Consider the following 19,435-nt stretch of genomic DNA (forward strand, 5'->3'; position numbering starts at 1 on the left):
GTCACAGGAGGGCGGCGGCCTCGTCAATGGTGAGGCTGCCGCCTTCGGCGTACGCGGCGCGATAGGCCTCGTCACCGAGCACGGCGCGGACGGCCGCCTCGCCTTCCGCCCTGTTCTCCTTCTCGTACGTGGGCGCCGGGAAGTGCCCCGCCGGCAGCGCGGCGTCGGAGGCGCCGATCAGCCGGGCCGCGTCCGCCGCCCGCTCGGGCCGGCTCTTCACCAGCGCGCTCGCCGCGACCACCATGTGGATGGAGGCCATCTGCGGGGCGACCATCAGGGTCAGCGGGTCCCGCGCCATGCTCAGCGCCTTGCCGGCCCGTTCCAGCGCCACCTCGTGCAGGCCGTCGCCGAGGTCCAGCCAGGCGAGGAAACCGATCACCATGCCTTCGAAGATCGCGAGCGTGCTCGACTTGAACTGCTCCAGCAGCGCCTCGACCTCGGCGCGCGCCTGATCTCGGCGGCCGGTGCGGCCGAGCCACAGCGCGAGATACAGCCGCGCGATGGTGGTCGACTCGTTCTCCGCGCCCTCGTGCTCGGCGAGCACCTCGCGGATCATCGCCTCGCCGCGATCACCTTCGCCCATCTCCATCAGGATGCCGCCGAGCCGGGAGCGCAGCACCGCCGTCTGGGCCTGCGCGCCGATCTGCTCCGCGTACTCGACGGCGGACGTGAAGTCCTGGGCGGCGAGCGCGAATTCACCGCTTCGCTCCCACGCCTCGCCGCGCGCGGACAGCGCTTCGGCCGCGCCCCACGCGTCGCCGAGCCGGAGGTAGATCTCCAGCGCCTCCTCGGCGTCCCTGGCCGCGTCTCCGGCCCAGAGGCTGCGGTTGGCGAGAACCTGTGCGCGGCTCTGGAGCGAGGTGGCGAGGCCCCAGTCGTACCCGTACCTGCGACAGGCCTCGACGGTCAGGTCGAGCAGCCGCCTCAACTCCTCGGCGTCGCCGGTCAGCAGGACCGCGAAGAACCACAGCGAGGCCGGCGGATGGCAGGTCTGCGGCAGGCCCGGGCTGTAGACCCGGGTGACGTTGCGCACCCACTCCAGACTGTCCGGAGACATCCAGTCGTCGATGCTGTGGTTCATGAACACCATCCGGATGAGCGCGACGCAGCGCCGTGCCTCTTGAAGGAGCTCCGGGGACATCGGCGGCGGCGCGTCCGTGAACCGCTCGAAGACCGGCGGCGCCGGTTCGGCCGGCGGCCGGAACGGGTCCGGGCCGAGCGCGCCCGCGGCGGTGGCCCAGTGGCGGGCCTCGCTGCGCAGATCGCGCATCTGCCAGTACCAGGAGAGCGAGAGGACGAGATGCAGCGCCTCCTGCTCGTCGCGGGCGGCGACGGCACGGCGGATCGCGGTCTTGAGGTTCTCGTACTCGAGCTGGAGCAGATCGATGGCGGCGCGCTGGCCGGAGCCGCGCAGCAGCGGGTCGGTGGTCCGCGCCAACTCCCGGTAGTGGACCAGGTGCCGGCGCTCCACCGCGGCCCGTTCGCCGGCCTCGTCGAGCCGCTCGGCGGCGTACTCGCCGACGGTTTCGAGGAGGCGGTAGCGCATCTGGCCGTCGGGGGTGGGGGCGGCGACGACCAGCGACTTGTCGATGAGGGAACCGAGGAGGTCGAGCGCGCCCTCACCGCAGACGGCCTCGGCGGCGGGCAGGTCGCAGCCGCCGGCGAAGACCGACAGACGGCGCAGTACGGCGCGTTCGGACTCGTCGAGGAGGTCCCAGGACCAGTCGACGACGGCACGCAGGGTCTGCTGACGCGGCAGTACGGTGCGGCTGCCGCTGGTCAGCAGGCGGAAGCGGTCGTCGAGCCGGTCCGCGATCTGGCGCGGCGTGAGCATCCGCAGCCGGGCGGCGGCGAGTTCGATGGCGAGCGGGAGGCCGTCGAGACGGTGGCAGATCTCGACGACGGCCGGTTTGTCCGTGTCGATACGGAAGCCGGGCCGGGCGGCCTCGCCCCGGTCGGCGAACAGCTGCAGCGCCATGGGGTCGGGGAGCGGGTCGACCGGTCGCACCAACTCCCCCGGCACGCCCAGAGGTTCGCGGCTGGTCGCGAGCACGGTGAGGCCAGGGCAGTGCTCCAGCAGCCGCTCGGCGAGGCGGCGGCGGCCGCGACGACATGTTCGCAGTTGTCCAGCAGCAGAAGCATGCGTCGACGTGAGCAGTGCTCGGTGAGCCGTACGAGCGGGTCGTCCCCGTGCCCCTCGGCGGCCCGCAGTTCCTCCGCGCCAGCCCCGCGCAGCACGGTCTCGCGGGCGCCGAGCGCGGTGAGGACGGCCTCGGGAACGTCGTCCGGGTCGTCCACGGGCGCGAGCTCGGCGAGCCACACACCGTCGGGCCATGACGCGTGCGCGGCGGCGTACTCGGCGGCCTCCTGCGACAGCCGGGTCTTCCCGGCCCCGCCGGGGCCGAGGAGGGTGACGAGGCGGGCGCGCGTCAGGTCCTCGCGGATGGCGACGATGTCGTCGCGCCGCCCGACGAAGGAGGTGAGACGGGCCCGCAGGTTCCCGCGCGGCGGTTCCGCCACGGACCGGCGAGGCACCGGCTCCGGCTGTCCCGCTTCCGGGGACAGCAGCTCCAGATGCAGCGCCCGGAGCTCCGGGCCGGGGTCCGTGCCCAGGCGGCTCGACAAGGTGCGGCGGAAGGACTCGTACGCCGCGAGTGCCGCCGCCGGGCGGCCCGTGGCCCGGAGGGCGCGGAGGCGGAGGGCCTGGAGCGGTTCGTCGATCGGGTGGGCCTCGCAGAGGGCGACCAGTTCCGGGAGGGCTTCCTCGGCGCGGCCCAGATCCAGGGCCGCCGCCAGGCGGCACCGGCGGGCGTCGAGGCGGCGGGCCTCCCAGCGGGCGGCCTCGGCCGTACGGACCGGGAGGTCCGCAAGCACCTCGCCCCGCCACAGGGCCAGCGCGTCGTCCAGCAGCGCCGCCGCCTTCACCGCGTCGCCCGACTCCAGCGCCCGCGCGCCCTCCCCCGCAAGACGCTCGAACCGGTGCAGGTCCACATCGTCGGGCTCCGCGCACAGCCGGTAGCCGCCGCCCTCCGCCGACGCGACCGTCTCGCGCCCGAGCGCCCGCCGCAGCCGGCCGACCAGCGCCTGCACCGCGGCGACCGCGTCCGCCGGCGGTTCCCCGTCCCAGACCTCGTCGACGAGGATGCCGACCGGGACCGTACGCCCGGCCCGCAGCGCCAGTACCGCCAGCAGCGCGCGCAGCCGCGAGCCGCCGAGCGCGACGGACGTCCCGTCGTCGTTCAGGACCTGAGTGGTGCCGAGTACCTGGTAGCGCACCGGACCATTGTCCCCGCTGCCATGGAACCGCGGAGACCCCAGGGACGTTTCCCTCGTGTCGCCGGTACGGTCGATCCGCACATCCCGCCGCCTTGCCAGGACCTCTCAGGAGCCGCACCCATGACCACGGCCACTTCCCGCCACAGCGGCCGGGGAATCAGTCCCGTATTCCTCGGCATCGTCGCCGTGATGGCAGTGACCGGCTGGGCGGTGTGGACGGACTTCTCCGCGAGCATCGGTCTGGCCGTGTTCCTCTTCGTCACGTCCGCGTGGATCGTCTCGCTCTGTCTGCACGAGTACGCGCACGCCCGCACCGCGCTGCACAGCGGCGACATCTCCATCGGCACGAAGGGGTACTTGACGCTCAACCCCCTCGCGTACACGCACGCGCTGCTGAGCATCGTGCTCCCCGTACTGTTCGTGATCATGGGCGGCATCGGCCTGCCGGGCGGCGCGGTCTTCATCGAGCGCAACCGCATCCAGGGGCGCTGGAAGCACAGCCTGATCTCGGCGGCGGGCCCGCTGACGAACGTCCTGTTCGCGGCCGTGTGCACCGCGCCGTTCTGGCTGGACGCGCTGGACGGCGTGCCGGTCGCGTTCCGCTTCGCGCTCGCGTTCCTGGCGCTGCTGCAGATCACCGCCGCGATCCTGAACTTCCTGCCGGTGCCGGGCCTCGACGGGTACGGCGTGATAGAGCCCTGGCTCTCGTACAACATCCGCCGCAAGGTCGAGCCGTACGCGCCGTTCGGCCTGCTCGCCGTCTTCGGCTGCCTGTTCATCCCCGAGGTGAACGGCGCGTTCTTCGACGCGGTCGACACGATCCTGCGGGGCCTCGGCGTCAGCGAGCTGGAGACCGCGTGCGGCCTGGAGTACTACCGCTTCTGGCAGGGGACGCCCGAACTCTGCGAGTCGCTGGTCAGCCAGTAGCGTCAGCCGGCCGCGGTCTCGCGGCCCGCCCTCGCCCGGCGGACGTGGAACCACGCCATGTTCGACGAGAGCCCGGCCAGCAGCACCCAGACGATCCCGAGCCAGCTGCCCTGCGCGAAGGAGACCACGGCCGCGGCGACCGCGAGCACGCAGACGACAAGGGAATAGAGAGCAAGGCGGGGCATGGGTTACGGCTCCTGTCCGGGTACTGATGACGCACATCAGTGTCCACCATGCCCCGCGGCCGGCTACACGTCGGTGACGCGCAGGCCCGCGTGAGCCTTGTAGCGGCGGTTCACCGAGATCAGATTCGCGACCAGCGACTCCACCTGGTGCGCATTGCGCAGCCGGCCGGCGAAGACGCCGCGCATGCCGGGGATCCGGCCCGCCAGCGCCTGCACGATGTCGGTGTCCGCACGGGACTCGCCCAGCACCATCACATCGGTGTCGATCTCCTCGATCGAGACGTCCTGCAACAGCACCGCGGACAGGTGGTGGAAGGCCGCCGTCACACGTGCGTCGGGCAGCAGGGCGGCGGCCTGCTCCGCGGCGCTGCCCTCCTCCGGCTTGATGGCGTACGCGCCCTTCTTGTCGAAGCCGAGCGGGTTGACGCAGTCGACGACCAGCTTGCCCGCGAGCTCCTTGCCCAGCGCTTCGAGGGTCTTGGCGTGCCCGTCCCACGGCACGGCCACGATCACCACATCGCTGCGCCGTGCGCACTCGGCGTTCTCGGCGCCCTCGATGCCGAGGCCCAGCTCGGCGGCGGCGGTCTCGGCGCGCTCGACGGCCCGGGAGCCGATGATCACCTTCTGCCCGGCCCTGGCCAGCCGGTACGCGAGCCCGCGCCCCTGGTCCCCGGTGCCGCCGAGGACGCCGACGACCAGGCCGGACACATCAGGGAGGTCCCAGGGATCCTTCGCCGCGGGCTTCGGTGCGGCGGCTGTGTTGTCGGTGCCTGCATTGTCAGGAGAAGTCATGCAGCCGACCTTACTTGCAGGTATCCGGCTACCGAACGGGTGAGCCGGGGCCATTCCGGCCCGCCCGAGCGGCGGCTGCGGCAGGATGCGGGGCCATGGATGCCGTACGCGTCGCGCTGCTGCGCGAAGTCCTGGCAGGCACGGAGTGGCCGGCGGCGACCCGGCGGTTCGCCGGGGTGCTGCGGTCGTCGGTGGTTCCGCAGGGCGGCGGGCTGCTGCTGGTGGGCACCGCGGAGTACGAGCCGTGGCATCTGGCCGCGCATCTGGTGGACGAGGCGGCCTGGTCGGGCCGCCCGGAGCTGGCGCCGACGCTCGTACGGCACCGGGTGCGGCCCGGGGATCCGCAGCAGCTGGCGGTCGGGCTCGGCAGGCTTCAGGGAGCGCGGCGCGGCGAGACGCTGCTGGTGGTGGCGCCGCAGCGGCCCGACGCCGAGCTGATGGAGCGGGTGCACGACGCGCGGCGGGCCGGGGCGATGGTGCTGGCCCTGGACGGCGGTGACGCCGAGGTGCACGCTCTGGCGCACGAGGCGCTGACGGTGGCCGCGGAGCGGGACGAGGTCGATCTGGACACGGTGCAGCACCTGGTCAGCGCGGCGGCGGGCGAGAACAGCGGGCCGGTGGGGCGGGGCCGGAGGCGTTTCCGGGACCGGCTCTCCCGCCTCGCCGACCACTTGACGGCCCCACCGCCGGCGCGGTGGTGACGGGGGCGCGGCCCCCGTCGCCCCCGCCACATCTTTTACGTCTGGTCGTCGTCCGGCGCGCCCGCCCTGTCGTGCCACTTCGGGTCCGTGTCCCACTCCAGGTTCCGCTCCTGCGCCGTCTCCATCGCGTGCTCCGCCTCCTGACGGGTCGCGTACGGGCCGAAGCGGTCCTTCGCCGGGCACTCGGGGCCTTCCTCGACCTTCTTGTGCTGCAGGCAGTAGTACCACTCGCCCGGCTTTCCGACCGTGCGCTTCTTGAACAGGGCCATCGTCGGCTCCTTCCTCTCCCGCCATGCTGCCCCACACCCCCTGGTTAGACTCGCTGGCATGTCTGGCCAGTCGCTCCTCGTACCAGGGGAGATCTCCCCCACCCGCTCCGTTCCCGGCAGTATCCGGCGCCCCGAGTACGTCGGGAAGTCCGCGCCGACCCCGTACACCGGGCCGGAGGTCCAGGACTCCGAGACCGTCGAGCGGATGCGCATCGCCGGTCGTATCGCCGCGCAGGCGATGCAGGAAGCCGCCAAGCACATCTCGCCCGGTGTGACCACGGACGAACTCGACCGGGTCGCGCACGAGTTCATGTGCGACCACGGCGCCTATCCGTCCACGCTCGGCTACCGCGGTTTCCCCAAGTCGCTGTGTTCCTCGCTCAACGAGGTCATCTGCCACGGCATTCCGGACTCCACCGTCCTGCGCGACGGCGACATCGTGAACCTGGACGTCACCGCGTACATCAACGGCGTGCACGGCGACAACAACGCCACCTATCTCTGCGGCGACGTCGACGAGGAGTCACGGCTGCTGGTGGAGCGCACCCGTGAGTCGCTGAACCGCGCCATCAAGGCCGTGAAGCCGGGCCGCCAGGTCAATGTGATCGGCCGGGTCATCGAGTCGTACGCCAAGCGCTTCGGGTACGGCGTGGTCCGCGACTTCACCGGGCACGGGATCAACTCGTCCTTCCACTCCGGGCTGATCATCCCGCACTACGACGCCCCGCACGCGACGACGGTCATGCAGCCCGGCATGACCTTCACCATCGAGCCGATGCTGACGCTCGGCACGCACGAGTACGACATGTGGGACGACGGCTGGACCGTGGTGACCAAAGACCGGAAGCGGACGGCGCAGTTCGAGCACACGCTGGTGGTGACCGAGAACGGGGCCGAAATTCTCACGTTGCCGTGAGTGCTTCGACGGGTAGGGTTTTTACCGACAGGACGTCGGGAACACATTGACTTAGGTAAGCCTAAGTAGAATGATCGGTGGTGGCAACAGCCACGACCGAAACCCTCCCAGGAGGCCCGCCTTGGATGCCACCGCCACCGGTACGTCCGCCGCTACGCCCTTCTCGACGCTGATTCGTGTCGCGTCGCACGAGCAGCACACCGAGGCGGAGACCTCAACCTTCATGAGCGACCTGCTCGGCGGCCGGCTCGGTGTCGCGTCGTACGCGCGCTACACCGAGCAGCTGTGGTTCGTGTACCGGGCGCTGGAGGACGCGGCCCAGTCGCTGAAGGACGACCCGGTTGCCGGGCCCTTCATCCAGCCGGAGCTGATGCGCACGGCCGAGCTGGAGCGCGATCTGGCGCATCTGCTGGGTGCGGACTGGCGCGCAGGGCTGTCGCCGCTGCCGGCGACCCGGGCGTACGCGGCACGGGTCGAGGAGTGCGCGAAGACCTGGCCCGCGGGCTATGTCGCGCACCACTACACGCGGTATCTCGGCGACCTCTCGGGCGGCCAGATCATCCGCGACAAGGCGGAGAAGACCTGGGGCTTCGCGCGCAAGGGCGACGGAGTGCGGTTCTACGTCTTCGAGCAGATCCCGAACCCGGCGGCTTTCAAGCGGGGTTACCGGGAGCTGCTGGACGCCGTGGACGCGGACGATCTGGAGAAGCAGCGGATCGTGGACGAGTGCAAGAGGGCGTTCGACTTCAACGGTGCGGTGTTCAGGGAGCTGGGGGCCGCCTGCAGTGCGGACAGAACGGGCCCGCTCAGCGCATGACCAGTCTGACGCGGCCGCCGATTTCCACGGTGCCGTCGGGGCCGGGGGCCGTGAGGATCTGCGAACCCCGGCCCTGAGTGATGTTCAGGGCCCGGCCGAGACGCGCGGTGAGCAGCAGCGCCGCGGCTCCCGTCGCCTCGTCCTCGTCGATCCCGTCGCCGCGTCCCGGGAAGGCACGTGCGCGGATCCGGCCCGCGGCCTCGTCCTCCCAGGCCCAGGCGTAGATCCACTCACCTGGTGGCGGCACGTCGAGCGCGTCGACCTCCGCGGCCGACCCGTACTGCCGCAGCGTCCGCGGCGGCGCCCACTCCTCGCGCGCGGTGATCCAGGTGAACTCGCCGTCGTGCCGGGCCCATACCTCGCCCGCGGGCGGATTCACCGCCTCCAGATCGAGCAGCCAGGCGGCGCCGACGAGCGGATGCCCGGCGAACGGAAGCCGGAGCCCGGGAGTGTAGATGTCGACGACCCCGCGCTCGGGGTCGTCGACGAACACCGTCTCGCTGAACCCGAGTCGGGCGGCGAGCGCCTGCCGGGACGCCTGGTCGGGATAGGCGCGGGAGTCGCGCACGACCCCGAGGGGGTTGCCGTACTGCCCGTCGCCCCCGCAGAAGACCTGGAGCACGTCGAGCACGTCGCGTTCGTTCACCCGGGCATTGAAGCACCGGTGTCATGAAACCGGTGCTCCGCCCCGGACCCCGCGCCTCGCGCCCCGGCAGCGGATCAGGCCCGGGCCGACTCCCTGCGGCGGACGGCGACGACCACCGCCGCGCCCGTCACCGCCACCAGCGCCGAGGCCGTGGCCAGTTCCGCGGCCGGGACACCCGCGCCCGTGGTGGCCAGCGAGCCGCCCGTGCCGCCGCCCACCGTGCCGCCTCCGCCCGTCGTCGACGAGCCGCCCGTGGACCCGCCGGCCGACGTGCCGGCCGTGGACCCGGACGACGGCGACGGCGACGGGAGTTCCGCGTCCTCCGTCAGGGAGACCGCGACCGTCAGCGCGTCCAGGGCCTCGCCCGCCCGGTACATGCCGCCGAACGCCTTCGTGCCGTCCGCCGTCAGCTTCGCCGGGACGGACGTCAGCCGCACCACGTCCCCGTCCGCCTCGAGCCCGCCCGCCGGAACCGTCAGCGACGCGATGCCCAGGTTCTTGTACGTGGAGACCTTCTGCGTCTCGCGGTCCTTGGTGGTGACGTCCGCGACCAGCGTGCCCGTCGTGCCGTTCACCTCGACCTCGAGACCGGTGAGCGAAAGGTCGAGCACGTACTGGCCGTTGGTGAGGTGGCCCAGGAAGCGCACGCCGCCGTCGAAGGAAGCGACCAGGGACTTCTTCTCGGCGTCGTAGGAGCCCTTGGCCTTCGGGAAGCGGTAGCCCTCGCCGGACTTCGTCGCGCCGTCGGTCAGTTCGGCCTTGCCGTGGGCCATCGGGCCCGTGACGTAGTCGCGGAAGCTCTTCTTGACGCCCCAGTCGAGGTTGCCGTCGACGATCGCGCCCTCCTCGGCGGCGGGCGTCTCGGTGGCGGACACGGTCGGAGTCGGGGTCGGGGTGGCCGAGGCGGTGGGCGTCGGCGTCGCCGTCGCCGTCGCGCTCGGCGTCGGGCTCGGGCTCGACGGGCCGCCCGCCGGCTTGACCGAGAGCGTCGCCGCGTCGAGCGCGTCCCCCTCCTTGTACATGCCGTTGAACGCCTTCGCGCCGTCCGCCGTCAGCGTGGCCGGGATGTTCTTGAACACCATCGCGCCGCCCTCGCCCTGCCCCGGCGGGACGCTGGTCAGGTCCAGCTTCGCGACCGCGATGTCGTCCTGCGTCGTGCCGTTGAGCGTGACGTCCGCCTGGATGCTGCCGCCCTTGCCCTCGGTCACCACCTTCACATCGGCGAGCTTGATGTCGAAGCCGTGGGCCTTGGAGGAGAACAGCACGCTGCCTTTGAAGGCGGTGTCGGTGGCGTGGGTGCCCGTGTCGTACGTGCCGGTGCCGTCCGTGAAGGTGAACGGACCGTTCCCCGCCGCCTGCTTCGCGCCGTCCGCGGCGACGATCGTGCCCATCGCCATCCCGGTGACGTACTTGCGGAAGGACTCCTTGAAGCCCCACTCCAGCGTGCCGTCCTTCAGCTCGATTTTCGGAGCACCGGGCGCGGCGGGAGCGTTGCCGGCCGCGATCGCCGGAAGGGCGAAGGCGGTTGCGCCGAGCGCGGCTGCCGTGGCGACGGCCGCGGCGCGGGTGATGGGACGGCGGGTGGCTGACATGGTCGGTTGTCTCCTCGGGGCTGGTCAGTTGGGGGTGGTACGGCGGCGACGGACGACATACAGGACAAGCGCCGCGGCGGCGAGCACACCCGCGCCCGTGGCGATGTACGTCGCCGTACGGGAGGAAGAGCTTGCGGCCGCGGACGCGGTGGCCGCGGACGTGGCCTTCGGCGAAGGCGACGGCGACGGCGCCACGTCGCTGCCCAGGTCCGGCAGCGCGGGCAGTTGCGCCGTGGCGTCCACGGCGACGGCGAGCGACACCGGGTCCATCGCGGTGCCCGCCTTGTACATCCCGCCGAAGGCCTTGGCACCCGCGGCGGTGAGGGTCGCCGGGGCTTCGGTGAGTGCGGCGAGTCCGTTCCGGGGCGTGAAGTCCTCGGCGGGGAAGGTGATCAGAGGGACGGCCTTCGTGGTCCGGCCCGCCTCGGCCACGTCCGCGATCAGCGTGCCTCCGCCCGACGTGACCCGGACCGTGACCTTGGTCAGGCCGAGATCGAGGTCGGTGCCGGTGAAGCGGAGTGTTCCGGCGAAGGCCGCGTCCAGGGTCTGCCGCTTCGCGTCGTACGTGCCCTTGCCCTGCGGGAAGCGGAAGAGCGCACCGCCGTCCAGCGCACCGCCGGACAGCGTCCACTTGCCCTGGGCGATGGAGCCGGTGACGTACTCGCGGAAGGTGCGGCGCACGCCCCAGTCCACGGCCGCGTCGCTGAAGCCGCCCGCGGCCGGTCTGCCGGGTGCTGTCGGCCGCGGCGAGGGCTTCTGCTGCGAGGGCTTCTGCCGGGCCGGAGCGGGTGCGACATCGACGCTCAGGCTCACCGGGTCGAGCGGCGTGCCCGCGGTGTAGTACCCGGCGAAGGCCCCGGCGCCCTGCGAAGTCAGCGTCGCGGGCACGTCGTTGAGCGCGACCGGGCTGCTGCCGCCCCGCATGTCGATGCCGGAGAGATCGAGCGCGGCGAGCGGGACGCGGCTGGACGAGGTGACCCTGCCGGTCGATCTGGACCTGCTGACCATGTCCGCGTAGAGCGTGCCGCGACCGCCGGAGATCCTTACGGCGGGGCGGCTGATGGTGAGGTCCAGTTCGTGCGAGCCGTCCGGCTTCCGGTGGCCCACGAAGTGGACTCCGCCGGAGAAGCCGGACTCGAAGGCTCCGGTGCCGGGGTCGTACGAGCCCTTGGCGGAGTGGAACCGGAACTGACTGCCGCCGACCGTGGCCGCGCCGCCGGTCAGCGTCCAACTGCCGTGGGCGATGGGCCCGGAGACGTACGACTGGAACGAGGACTTGATGCCCCAGTCGAGCCTGCCGCCCTGCACCGGGCGGTCCGCCGCGTGGGCGGCGTGGGCCGGGAGCAGGGCTCCGAGCAGCACCGCGAGAAGCGCTGCGGCGAAAGTGCGCGCCCGTCTGGACGGCAGCATGAGTTTCCCCCCGGAGTACGTCGGCGACACCCGTCGACGACCTGGCGAATGAGGTAAGGCTAACCTAAGCTACCTCCAGTTCGGGCCGAAAGTGCTCCGGCGGCAAGAACCTCAACTCGACTGCGCCGCAGCTCATGGCAGACTGCGGCCGACCGCGTTAGACAACGAACAAGAGGAAGGTGCCTCGGTGCGCACAACTCGCCTTGCCGGTGCGGTGGTTTCCGTGCTTGCCCTCGCTCTGACGGCCACGGGCTGCGGCAGCACGGACGACGCCGGACCGACCGCGAACGAGAAGCCGGCCACGGCCGGCGCACCGGCCAACCGGGTCGAGCCACTGGCCGCAGCACCCCGGCCCAAGGTGCCGGTCACGGTGACGTCGGCGGAAGGCAAGAAGATCACCGTCGCGTCCACCGAGCGGATCGTGCCGCTGGCCCCGGCGCTGAACGAGATCGTCTTCACGCTCGGCCTCGGCAAGCAGGTCGTGGCCCGCGACAACGCAACCACCTTCGAGCAGGCCAAGAAGCTGCCGGTGGTGACCCGGGCGCACAGCGTCTCGGCGGAGAGCGTGCTGTCGCTGAAGCCGACGGTCGTCCTCGCCGAACCCCTCACGGGCCCTGCGGAGGCCATCGACCAGATCCGCGCCGCGGGCGTCCCGGTCGTGCTGGTCAAGCCGGGCAAGACCCTTGCCGATGTGGGGCCGCGGATCGACGCGGTCGCCGCGGCCCTGGGCGTCAAGGCGGCGGGCGACGAGCTGAACAAGCGCACGCAGAGCCGTATCGAGGCGGTCCAGAAGAACATCCCGAAGCCGAAGGACGGCAAGAAGCCGCGGGTCGCGTTCCTGTATCTGCGGGGCTCCGCCTCGGTCTATCTGATCGGCGGCGGCGAATCGGGTGCGCCGTCCCTGCTGGCGGCGGCGGGCGCGGTGGACGCGGGCCAGGAGTCCGGCCTGACGAAGGACTTCACGCCGCTGACGAGCGAGGCGCTGGCGAAGGCGGCGCCGGATGCGCTGCTGGTGATGACGGAGGGGCTCGAGTCGGTGGGCGGGATCGACGGCCTGCTCGAGCTTCCGGGCGTGGCGCAGACACCGGCGGGCATGGACCGCCGGGTGGTCTCGGTCGACGACGGAGTGATCCTGAACTACGGCCCGCGCACGGACCAGGTGCTGAAGACGCTGGTCGACCAGCTCTACGCGAACGGAAGCTGAGGATGTCCTCCACCTCCGCGGAAGAGACCCGGGCCGCCGGGCCCGGGCCTCAGGACCCGGACCGTGGACCATGCTCCGGCGAGGCGGGTCCCGACGACCGGAGTTCCACCCCGGCCCCGGACAGGAAGGCCGGTCCCAACCCGCCCCCGCCGGGCGGGGTTTCCGCGGCCGGCGGGCCACTCGGCAAAACCCCGCAGTCCCGCGGGTATCTGCTCGCCGGAGGGCTCGTCGTCGCGCTCGTCGCGCTCGCGCTCGCGGCCGCCGGGACCGGGGCGTACGACATTCCCCTCGGCGATGTCCTCGCCTCCCTCCAGCACCGCACCGGGCTCGGCGGACATGCACTCGACCGGGTCGGCGAGAGCGTGCTGTGGAACGTGCGGCTGCCGCGCGTCGTCCTCGCGCTGCTCGTGGGAGCGTCGCTCGGCTGCGCCGGGGCCCTGATGCAGGGCGTGTTCGGCAATCCGCTCGCCGAGCCCGGCATCATCGGGATCTCCTCCGGCGCGGCCGTCGGCGCCGTCGCGTCCATCGCGCTCGGGCTGAGCTTCCTCGGCAACTGGACGGTGACGGCGTGCGCGTTCGTCGCCGGGCTCGCGACCGTGCTGCTGGTGTACGTGCTGTCCCGCTCCGGCGGCCGTACCGAGGTCATCACGCTGATCCTCACCGGCATCGCCGTGAACGCCTTCGCGGGCGCGCTGATCGGTCTCTTCATCTTCTTCGCCGACAACGCGCAGATCACCCAGATCACCTTCTGGCAGCTCGGCTCGCTCTCGCAGGCCACCTGGCCCAAGGTGCTCGCCGTGCTGCCGAGCGCGCTCCTCGGTCTGGCCGTCGCGCCGTTCTACGCACGGAAACTGGACCTCCTCGCGCTCGGCGAGCGGCCCGCCCGGCACCTCGGCGTGGACGTGGAACGGCTGCGGCTCGTGCTGGTGCTGGTCGTCGCGCTGCTCACCGCGTCCGCCGTCGCCGTGGCCGGCGTCATCACCTTCCTCGGCCTGCTCGTCCCGCATCTGCTGCGGATGGCGCACGGCTCCGGTCACCGGTTCCTGATCCCGGGCAGCGCGCTGGCCGGCGCGCTGCTTCTGGTGGCCGGCGATCTGGCCGCGCGGACCGTCGCGCAGCCGGCCGAGCTTCCGCTGGGCGTGCTCACCGCACTCTTCGGCAGCCCGTTCTTCTTCCTGCTGCTGCGCAGGGCCCGTCGTAAGCAGGGTGGTTGGGCATGAAGGCGCTGATGACCCCGCTGAAGACACTGTTCGCCGCCCGCGGCCGCGAGCTGCCCGCTCCGCACGTGACCGGCAGCGCTCTCGCCGAGACCGCCGGGCTCCATGTGCGGCTCGGGCAGCGCGAGGTACTCGCCGGGATCGATCTCGCCGCGCACGCCGGCGAGGTGCTGGCGCTCGTCGGGCCCAACGGCGCGGGCAAGTCGACGCTGCTGGCCGCGCTGGCCGCCGATCTGCCCGCCGCCGCGGGCACCGTACGGATCGCCGGGCGGCCGGTCGCCGACTGGTCGCCGGCCGAACTCGCGCTGCGCCGGGCCGTGTTGCCGCAGGCCGCCACGCTTTCCTTCCCGTTCCCGGTGGCGGAGGTGGTCCGGATGGGCCGCGCGCCGTGGGCGGGGACGGCCCTGGAGGACGAGGACGACGCGGCGGTGGCCGCCGCCATGGACGCCACGGAGGTCGGCCCGTTCGCCGCGCGGCCCTATGCCGCGCTCTCCGGCGGCGAACGCGCCCGGGTCGCGCTGGCCCGCGTACTCGCCCAGCGCGCCCCGCTGTTGCTGCTCGACGAGCCGACCGCCGCGCTCGATCTGCGCCACCAGGAACTGGTGCTCCGTATCTGCCGCGAGCGGGCCGCGGCCGGTGACGCCGTGGTGGTCGTCCTGCACGACCTCGGTCTCGCCGCGGCGTACGCGCACCGGGTCGCCGTGCTGCACGACGGACGGATCGCGGCCGACGGGCCGCCGGCCGCGGTGCTGGAGGAGGAGTTGCTCAGCCAGGTCTACCGGCAGCCGGTCGAGGTGCTGGCCCATCCGCGGACCGGGGCGCCGCTGGTGGTACCGAAGCGGCTGATTTGACCTCGGCTTGAACTCGCCGTGACACCACCGTGTCCACGGCGGTGATTTGAGAGATGAATCACTGGACGCACGGTTATCGGTGAGGTAAGGCTCGGTTAAGTTAGGGCCGCCTCACCCCCTCCGTACCGCTCCGGTACTCGTCCTCTGTGGAGCCCGAATGCGAGCCGTCCGTCTCTCCGTTGTCACCGCCGCAGCGACCGCGGTGGCCCTGACCGCCGTCACGGGGTGCGCCGAGAAGAGCGACGCCAAGGGCGGCGACCACGCCATCCAGGTCACCGCCAAGGACGACTCCTGCGAGGTGTCGAAGAAGGAGTTCCCGGCCGGGCACGTCCAGCTCGACATCGAGAACAAGGGCTCCAAGGTCACCGAGGTCTACATCCTCTTCCCGGACGACCGCATCGTCACCGAGCGCGAGAACATCGGCCCCGGCACCAAGGCGAGTCTCACCGCCGAGGTGAAGGCCGGCGAGTACGAGATCGCCTGCAAGCCCGGCATGAAGGGCGACGGCATCCGGCAGAAGGTCAGCGCCAGCGGCGGCACGGCCGTCAAGCGCAGCCCGGAGATGGACGCCGCGGTCGCCGCGTACCGCAAGTACGTGCAGGCGCAGGCCGATGAGACGCTGCCGAAGGCCCAGGTCTTCGCGGACGCCGTCAAGGCCGGCGACATCGAGGCCGCGAAGAAGGCGTACGCCGACTCGCGCATCGGCTGGGAGCGCACCGAGCCGGTCGCCGAGTCCTTCGGCGACATCGACCCGAAGGTCGACCTGCGCGAGGACGGCGTGGAGAAGGGCCAGAAGTGGACCGGCTGGCACATCCTCGAGAAGGCGCTGTGGCAGACGAAGAAGCTCGGCCCCGCCGAGACGGCGCTCGCCGACCTCCTCATCAAGGACCTGACCGACTGGCAGAAGAAGGTCGGCACCGCCGAGATCACGCCGACCTCGATGGCCAACGGCGCCAAGGAGCTGCTCGACGAGGTCGCCACCGGCAAGGTCACCGGTGAGGAAGAGCGCTACAGCCACACCGACCTGGTCGACTTCAAGGCGAACGTCGAGGGTGCGCAGAAGTCGCACGAGCTGCTGAAGCCGGTCGCGACGAAGAACGATCCGAAGCTCGTCGCCGAGCTGGACAAGCAGTTCGCGGCGCTGAACACGCTGCTCGACAAGTACCGCAAGGACACGTCCTCGTACGAGTTCACCTCGTACGACAAGGTCGGCAAGGCGGAGCGCAAGGAGCTCAGCGACGCGGTGAACGCGCTCGCGGAGCCGCTGTCCAAGCTCGCCGCCGCGGTAGTGAAGTAGTAAGGGGCACCGACATGTCCGAGCAGGACGAGAAGCCCACGCCGGAAGTGAGCGACGCCGCCGTGGAGAGCAACACCCGTGCGCCGTCGCGCCGTTCGCTGCTCGGCTGGGGCGGCGCCGGGCTCGCGCTGGGTGCCGCCGCGGCCGGCGGCACGGCGGCCGTGCTGACCGGCGGGGACCGGACGGTCAACGCCGCCGCGAGCGGCGCGGCCGTCCCCTTCCACGGCGCCAACCAGGCCGGCATCGCCACCGCCGTGCAGGACCGGCTGCACTTCGCGTCGTTCGACGTGAAGACCAAGGACCGCGCCGAGCTCGTCCAGCTGCTGAAGGACTGGACACGGGCGGCGGAGCGGATGACGGCCGGGCAGGCGGTCGGTGAGGGCGCGTACGGCGGTCTCGCGGAGGCCCCGCCGGACGACACCGGCGAGGCGCTCGGTCTCAAGCCGTCCCGGCTGACCCTGACCATCGGCTTCGGCCCGTCACTGTTCGCCAAGGGCCGCTTCGGACTTGAGGGCAAGCAGCCGTTGGGTCTGGCCGAGCTGCCGAAGTTCGCCGGCGACAATCTCGACCCGACGCGCAGCGGCGGCGACATCTGCGTCCAGGCCTGCGCCGACGATCCGCAGGTCGCGGTGCACGCGATCCGCAATCTCGCACGGATCGGCTTCGGCAAGGTCGCGGTCCGCTGGTCGCAGCTCGGCTTCGGCAAGACCTCGTCGACGACGCCGGACGCGCAGACCCCGCGCAACATGATGGGCTTCAAGGACGGCACCCGGAACATCTCGGGCACCGACCGGGCCGAACTGGACAAGCACGTCTGGGTGTCCGAGAAGGACGGTCCTGCGTGGCTGGCCGGCGGCTCGTACCTGGTGGCCCGCCGGATCCGGATGAACATCGAGACCTGGGACCGCACGCCGCTCCAGGAGCAGGAGGACATCTTCGGCCGGGACAAGGGCGAGGGTGCGGCGGTCGGCAAGGCCAAGGAGCGCGACGAGCCGTTCCTGCCCGCGATGCTGCCGACCGCGCATGTGCGGCTCGCGCACCCGGACACCAACGGCGGCGCGAAGATGCTGCGCCGCGGCTACTCGTTCACCGACGGCACGGACGGCCTGGGCCGCCTGGACGCGGGCCTGTTCTTCCTCGCGTACCAGCGCGACGTGGACAAGGGTTTCGTCCCGGTGCAGCGCTCGCTGGCCGCCAAGGACTTCCTGAACGAGTACATCCAGCACGTGGGTTCGGCGCTGTTCGCCGTCCCGCCGGGCGTCCGCGGCGAGGACGACTGGTGGGGCCGGGCGCTGTTCTCCTGAACCGAAGGGACCCGACGTGTTCGGCAACTATCTGATCGGACTGCGCGAGGGCCTGGAGGCCAGCCTGGTCGTCTGCATCCTCGTCGCGTATCTGGTGAAGACCGGGCGGCGTGACGCACTGCGGCCGATCTGGATCGGCATCGGGGTCGCGGTCGCGATCTCGCTCGGCTTCGGCTTCGCGCTCGAGTACGGCTCGCAGGAGCTGACCTTCGAGGCGCAGGAGCTGCTGGGCGGCTCGCTGTCGATCATCGCCGTGTGCCTGGTGACCTGGATGGTCTTCTGGATGCGGCGCACCGCGCGGCATCTGCGGGCCGAGCTCCACGGCAAGCTGGACGCCGCGTTGCAGATGGGCACCGGCGCGCTGGTCGCCACCGCGTTTCTGGCCGTGGGGCGCGAGGGTCTGGAGACGGCGCTGTTCGTCTGGGCGTCGGTCCGGGCGGCCACCGACGACGGCGGCACGCAGGCCCCGTTGATCGGTGTGCTGCTCGGCATCGCCACGGCGGTCGTGCTGGGCTGGCTGTTCTACCGGGGCGCGCTGCGGATCAACCTCGCCAAGTTCTTCACCTGGACCGGCGGCATGCTGGTGATCGTGGCGGCCGGTGTGCTCGCGTACGGCGTCCACGACCTCCAGGAAGCCCGGATCCTCGACGGCTTGGCGAACAAGGCCTTCGACATCAGCACGGCGATCCCGCCGGACAGTTGGTACGGCACGCTGCTGAAGGGCGTGTTCAACTTCCAGCCGAATCCGACCGTCCTCCAGGTCACGGTGTGGGCCCTGTATCTGGTCCCGACACTCGCGCTCTTCCTGGCCCCGGTAGGGTTCGGGTGGTCAGTGGGGGTCAAGGAGCAGAAGGCAACCGATGAGAAGGCCGATTCGGGTGGGAATGCCGCAGCCGGTGAGCAGGCGGCGCCGGTCGGCGACGGGGCTCGTGACGATGACGGTCCTGGCGCTGACGGCAAGCGGGTGCGTGACGGTGCACGGGGAACTGGAAGTCGTACCGGCGGCGACGAAGGCTGAAGCGGCCGAGGCGCTCAAGGAGTTCACCGCCGCCTACAACGCCGCGGACAAGGCGTACGACCCGGCTCTCGACGCGGAGCGGGTCACCGGCGCGCTCGGCTCGATCAACCAGGCGGGGCTCAAGGCGCGCAGCGTCAACTACCCCGACGGCAACCCGCAGCATGTGCCGCTGGAGCTGACCGACGCGAAGTACACGATCCCGAAGAAGGCGGGCTGGCCGCGGTTCTTCCTCGCCGACGTCGACTCCAACCGCGACCGTGACCAGGGCGTCACGGACAACCGCTGGGTCCTTGTCTTCGTACGCAACGGTGTGGACGAGGTGTGGAAGGCGGCGTATCTGACGATCCTCTCCCCCGCCCGTATCCCGGAGTTGAAGATCGACGGCGACGGCTTCGCCGAGCCGGTCCCGGCGGACAGCGCGTCGTTCGCGGTCGCTCCGCGCAATCTGAGCGAGGACTACACCTCGTACATGCAGACCGGTAAGCCGGAGCACTTCAAGGACGGGCCGCACACCTCCGGCTGGCGCGAGTCCCGCAAGAAGGAAGCGAACCTGCCGGGCATGTCGACGCAGTACATCGACCAGCCCCTGGACAGCGACGACTTCGCGCCGCTGGGGCTGGTGACGGCGGACGGCGGGGCGCTGGTCTTCTTCACGATGCGCAACTTCGAGCGGCAGACCGCGGCGAAGGGCGTACGGATGAAGGTGCACCCGGATGTGAAGGCGCTGCTGACCGGCGAGGTGACGAACACGGTCACGAAGGAGCGGGTGTCGAGCCAGGCGGTGATCGTACCCACGGCCTCGGGCTCGGAAGTCGACGTACTGGGCAGGCTGACGGGGCTCACCTCCGCGAAGGGTTCGTAGGCGGCCCCGCGCGCCGGGTAGGCGGCCCCGCGCCTGCCTAGGGCCTTTCGTCTGGATCAGGCCGGATCAGTGAGCGGGCTCTGGTGCCGTGGATCGCAAGGCGGAGGAGGGAGGCATGGCGGAGCCATGCCGACCGACGACAACGCGGCGA

Annotated in this window: 17 protein-coding genes and 1 pseudogene; 11 read left to right on the plus strand and 7 right to left on the minus strand. The window is 71.5% G+C overall.

From position 1 onward, the window contains the following. Position 1 precedes the first annotated feature (1 nt). Positions 2-3,276: pseudogene (locus tag ACH4YL_RS32275) on the minus strand (ATP-binding protein). 120 nt (positions 3,277-3,396) lie between these two features. On the opposite strand from ACH4YL_RS32275, the gene ACH4YL_RS32280 reads away from it, so the two are divergent. Further along, positions 3,397-4,203, plus strand: a complete 807-nt coding sequence (locus ACH4YL_RS32280; protein WP_398511037.1) for a site-2 protease family protein — start codon at positions 3,397-3,399, stop codon at positions 4,201-4,203. A gap of 2 nt (positions 4,204-4,205) precedes the next feature. Here the strand turns inward: ACH4YL_RS32280 and ACH4YL_RS32285 are convergent, their stop codons facing one another. Continuing rightward, positions 4,206-4,388 carry a hypothetical protein gene (locus tag ACH4YL_RS32285; protein WP_398511038.1) on the minus strand — a complete coding sequence of 61 codons (183 nt, stop codon included), beginning with the start codon at positions 4,386-4,388 and terminating at the stop codon, positions 4,206-4,208. A gap of 63 nt (positions 4,389-4,451) precedes the next feature. Continuing rightward, positions 4,452-5,180: an NADPH-dependent F420 reductase gene (gene npdG, locus ACH4YL_RS32290; protein WP_398511039.1), complete on the minus strand. Its 729-nt coding sequence runs from the start codon at positions 5,178-5,180 to the stop codon at positions 4,452-4,454. Positions 5,181-5,275: 95 nt separating this feature from the next. Between npdG and ACH4YL_RS32295 the strand changes: the two genes are divergently transcribed. Continuing rightward, complete coding sequence (locus ACH4YL_RS32295; protein ID WP_398511040.1) at positions 5,276-5,881, plus strand: hypothetical protein; 606 nt, start codon at positions 5,276-5,278, stop codon at positions 5,879-5,881. A gap of 35 nt (positions 5,882-5,916) precedes the next feature. Here ACH4YL_RS32295 and ACH4YL_RS32300 read toward each other — a convergent pair whose 3' ends face one another. Further along, positions 5,917-6,150: a hypothetical protein gene (locus ACH4YL_RS32300; RefSeq protein ID WP_398511041.1), complete on the minus strand. Its 234-nt coding sequence runs from the start codon at positions 6,148-6,150 to the stop codon at positions 5,917-5,919. A 58-nt stretch (positions 6,151-6,208) separates the two neighbouring features. Between ACH4YL_RS32300 and map the strand changes: the two genes are divergently transcribed. Both map and ACH4YL_RS32310 read left to right on the plus strand, forming a co-directional pair. Next, positions 6,209-7,066 carry a type I methionyl aminopeptidase gene (map, locus tag ACH4YL_RS32305; protein ID WP_398511042.1) on the plus strand — a complete coding sequence of 286 codons (858 nt, stop codon included), beginning with the start codon at positions 6,209-6,211 and terminating at the stop codon, positions 7,064-7,066. 121 nt (positions 7,067-7,187) lie between these two features. Further along, the gene (locus ACH4YL_RS32310; RefSeq protein ID WP_398511043.1) at positions 7,188-7,883 is read left to right on the plus strand and encodes a heme oxygenase (biliverdin-producing); all 696 of its coding nucleotides are present in this window, start codon (positions 7,188-7,190) and stop codon (positions 7,881-7,883) included. Here the strand turns inward: ACH4YL_RS32310 and ACH4YL_RS32315 are convergent. The 3 genes from ACH4YL_RS32315 to ACH4YL_RS32325 all read right to left on the minus strand — a co-directional run bounded on the left by ACH4YL_RS32315 (position 7,873) and on the right by ACH4YL_RS32325 (position 11,531). Beyond that, positions 7,873-8,529, minus strand: coding sequence for a PhzF family phenazine biosynthesis protein (locus ACH4YL_RS32315; RefSeq protein WP_398511044.1), 657 nt, complete (start codon positions 8,527-8,529; stop codon positions 7,873-7,875). The genes ACH4YL_RS32310 and ACH4YL_RS32315 overlap by 11 nt on opposite strands. A 74-nt stretch (positions 8,530-8,603) precedes the next feature. After that, positions 8,604-10,121, minus strand: coding sequence for an HtaA domain-containing protein (locus ACH4YL_RS32320; RefSeq protein WP_398511045.1), 1,518 nt, complete (start codon positions 10,119-10,121; stop codon positions 8,604-8,606). A gap of 24 nt (positions 10,122-10,145) precedes the next feature. Further along, positions 10,146-11,531 (minus strand): HtaA domain-containing protein, encoded by a 1,386-nt coding sequence (locus ACH4YL_RS32325; RefSeq protein WP_398511046.1) that lies wholly within the window; start codon positions 11,529-11,531, stop codon positions 10,146-10,148. Positions 11,532-11,718: 187 nt separating this feature from the next. Between ACH4YL_RS32325 and ACH4YL_RS32330 the strand changes: the two genes are divergently transcribed. The 7 genes from ACH4YL_RS32330 to ACH4YL_RS32360 all read left to right on the plus strand — a co-directional run bounded on the left by ACH4YL_RS32330 (position 11,719) and on the right by ACH4YL_RS32360 (position 19,284). Further along, positions 11,719-12,735 (plus strand): hemin ABC transporter substrate-binding protein, encoded by a 1,017-nt coding sequence (locus ACH4YL_RS32330; RefSeq protein ID WP_398511047.1) that lies wholly within the window; start codon positions 11,719-11,721, stop codon positions 12,733-12,735. A gap of 2 nt (positions 12,736-12,737) precedes the next feature. After that, entirely contained in the window at positions 12,738-13,955 is a 1,218-nt protein-coding gene (locus ACH4YL_RS32335) for a FecCD family ABC transporter permease (protein WP_398511048.1), read from the plus strand. A gap of 8 nt (positions 13,956-13,963) precedes the next feature. After that, the gene (locus ACH4YL_RS32340) at positions 13,964-14,803 is read left to right on the plus strand and encodes a heme ABC transporter ATP-binding protein (RefSeq protein WP_398511054.1); all 840 of its coding nucleotides are present in this window, start codon (positions 13,964-13,966) and stop codon (positions 14,801-14,803) included. A gap of 157 nt (positions 14,804-14,960) precedes the next feature. After that, positions 14,961-16,100 (plus strand): iron uptake system protein EfeO, encoded by a 1,140-nt coding sequence (gene efeO, locus ACH4YL_RS32345; protein WP_398511049.1) that lies wholly within the window; start codon positions 14,961-14,963, stop codon positions 16,098-16,100. A 14-nt stretch (positions 16,101-16,114) separates the two neighbouring features. Then, positions 16,115-17,404, plus strand: coding sequence for an iron uptake transporter deferrochelatase/peroxidase subunit (gene efeB, locus ACH4YL_RS32350; protein WP_398511050.1), 1,290 nt, complete (start codon positions 16,115-16,117; stop codon positions 17,402-17,404). Between the two features lie 16 nt (positions 17,405-17,420). Continuing rightward, positions 17,421-18,422 (plus strand): iron uptake transporter permease EfeU, encoded by a 1,002-nt coding sequence (gene efeU / locus ACH4YL_RS32355; protein WP_398511051.1) that lies wholly within the window; start codon positions 17,421-17,423, stop codon positions 18,420-18,422. Beyond that, positions 18,340-19,284: a hypothetical protein gene (locus ACH4YL_RS32360; protein WP_398511055.1), complete on the plus strand. Its 945-nt coding sequence runs from the start codon at positions 18,340-18,342 to the stop codon at positions 19,282-19,284. Before efeU ends, ACH4YL_RS32360 begins: the two co-directional genes overlap by 83 nt. Positions 19,285-19,435: the final 151 nt, after the last annotated feature.

The organism is Streptomyces sp. NPDC020681 (genome assembly GCF_044334895.1).
Classification (GTDB): Bacteria; Actinomycetota; Actinomycetes; order Streptomycetales; family Streptomycetaceae; genus Streptomyces.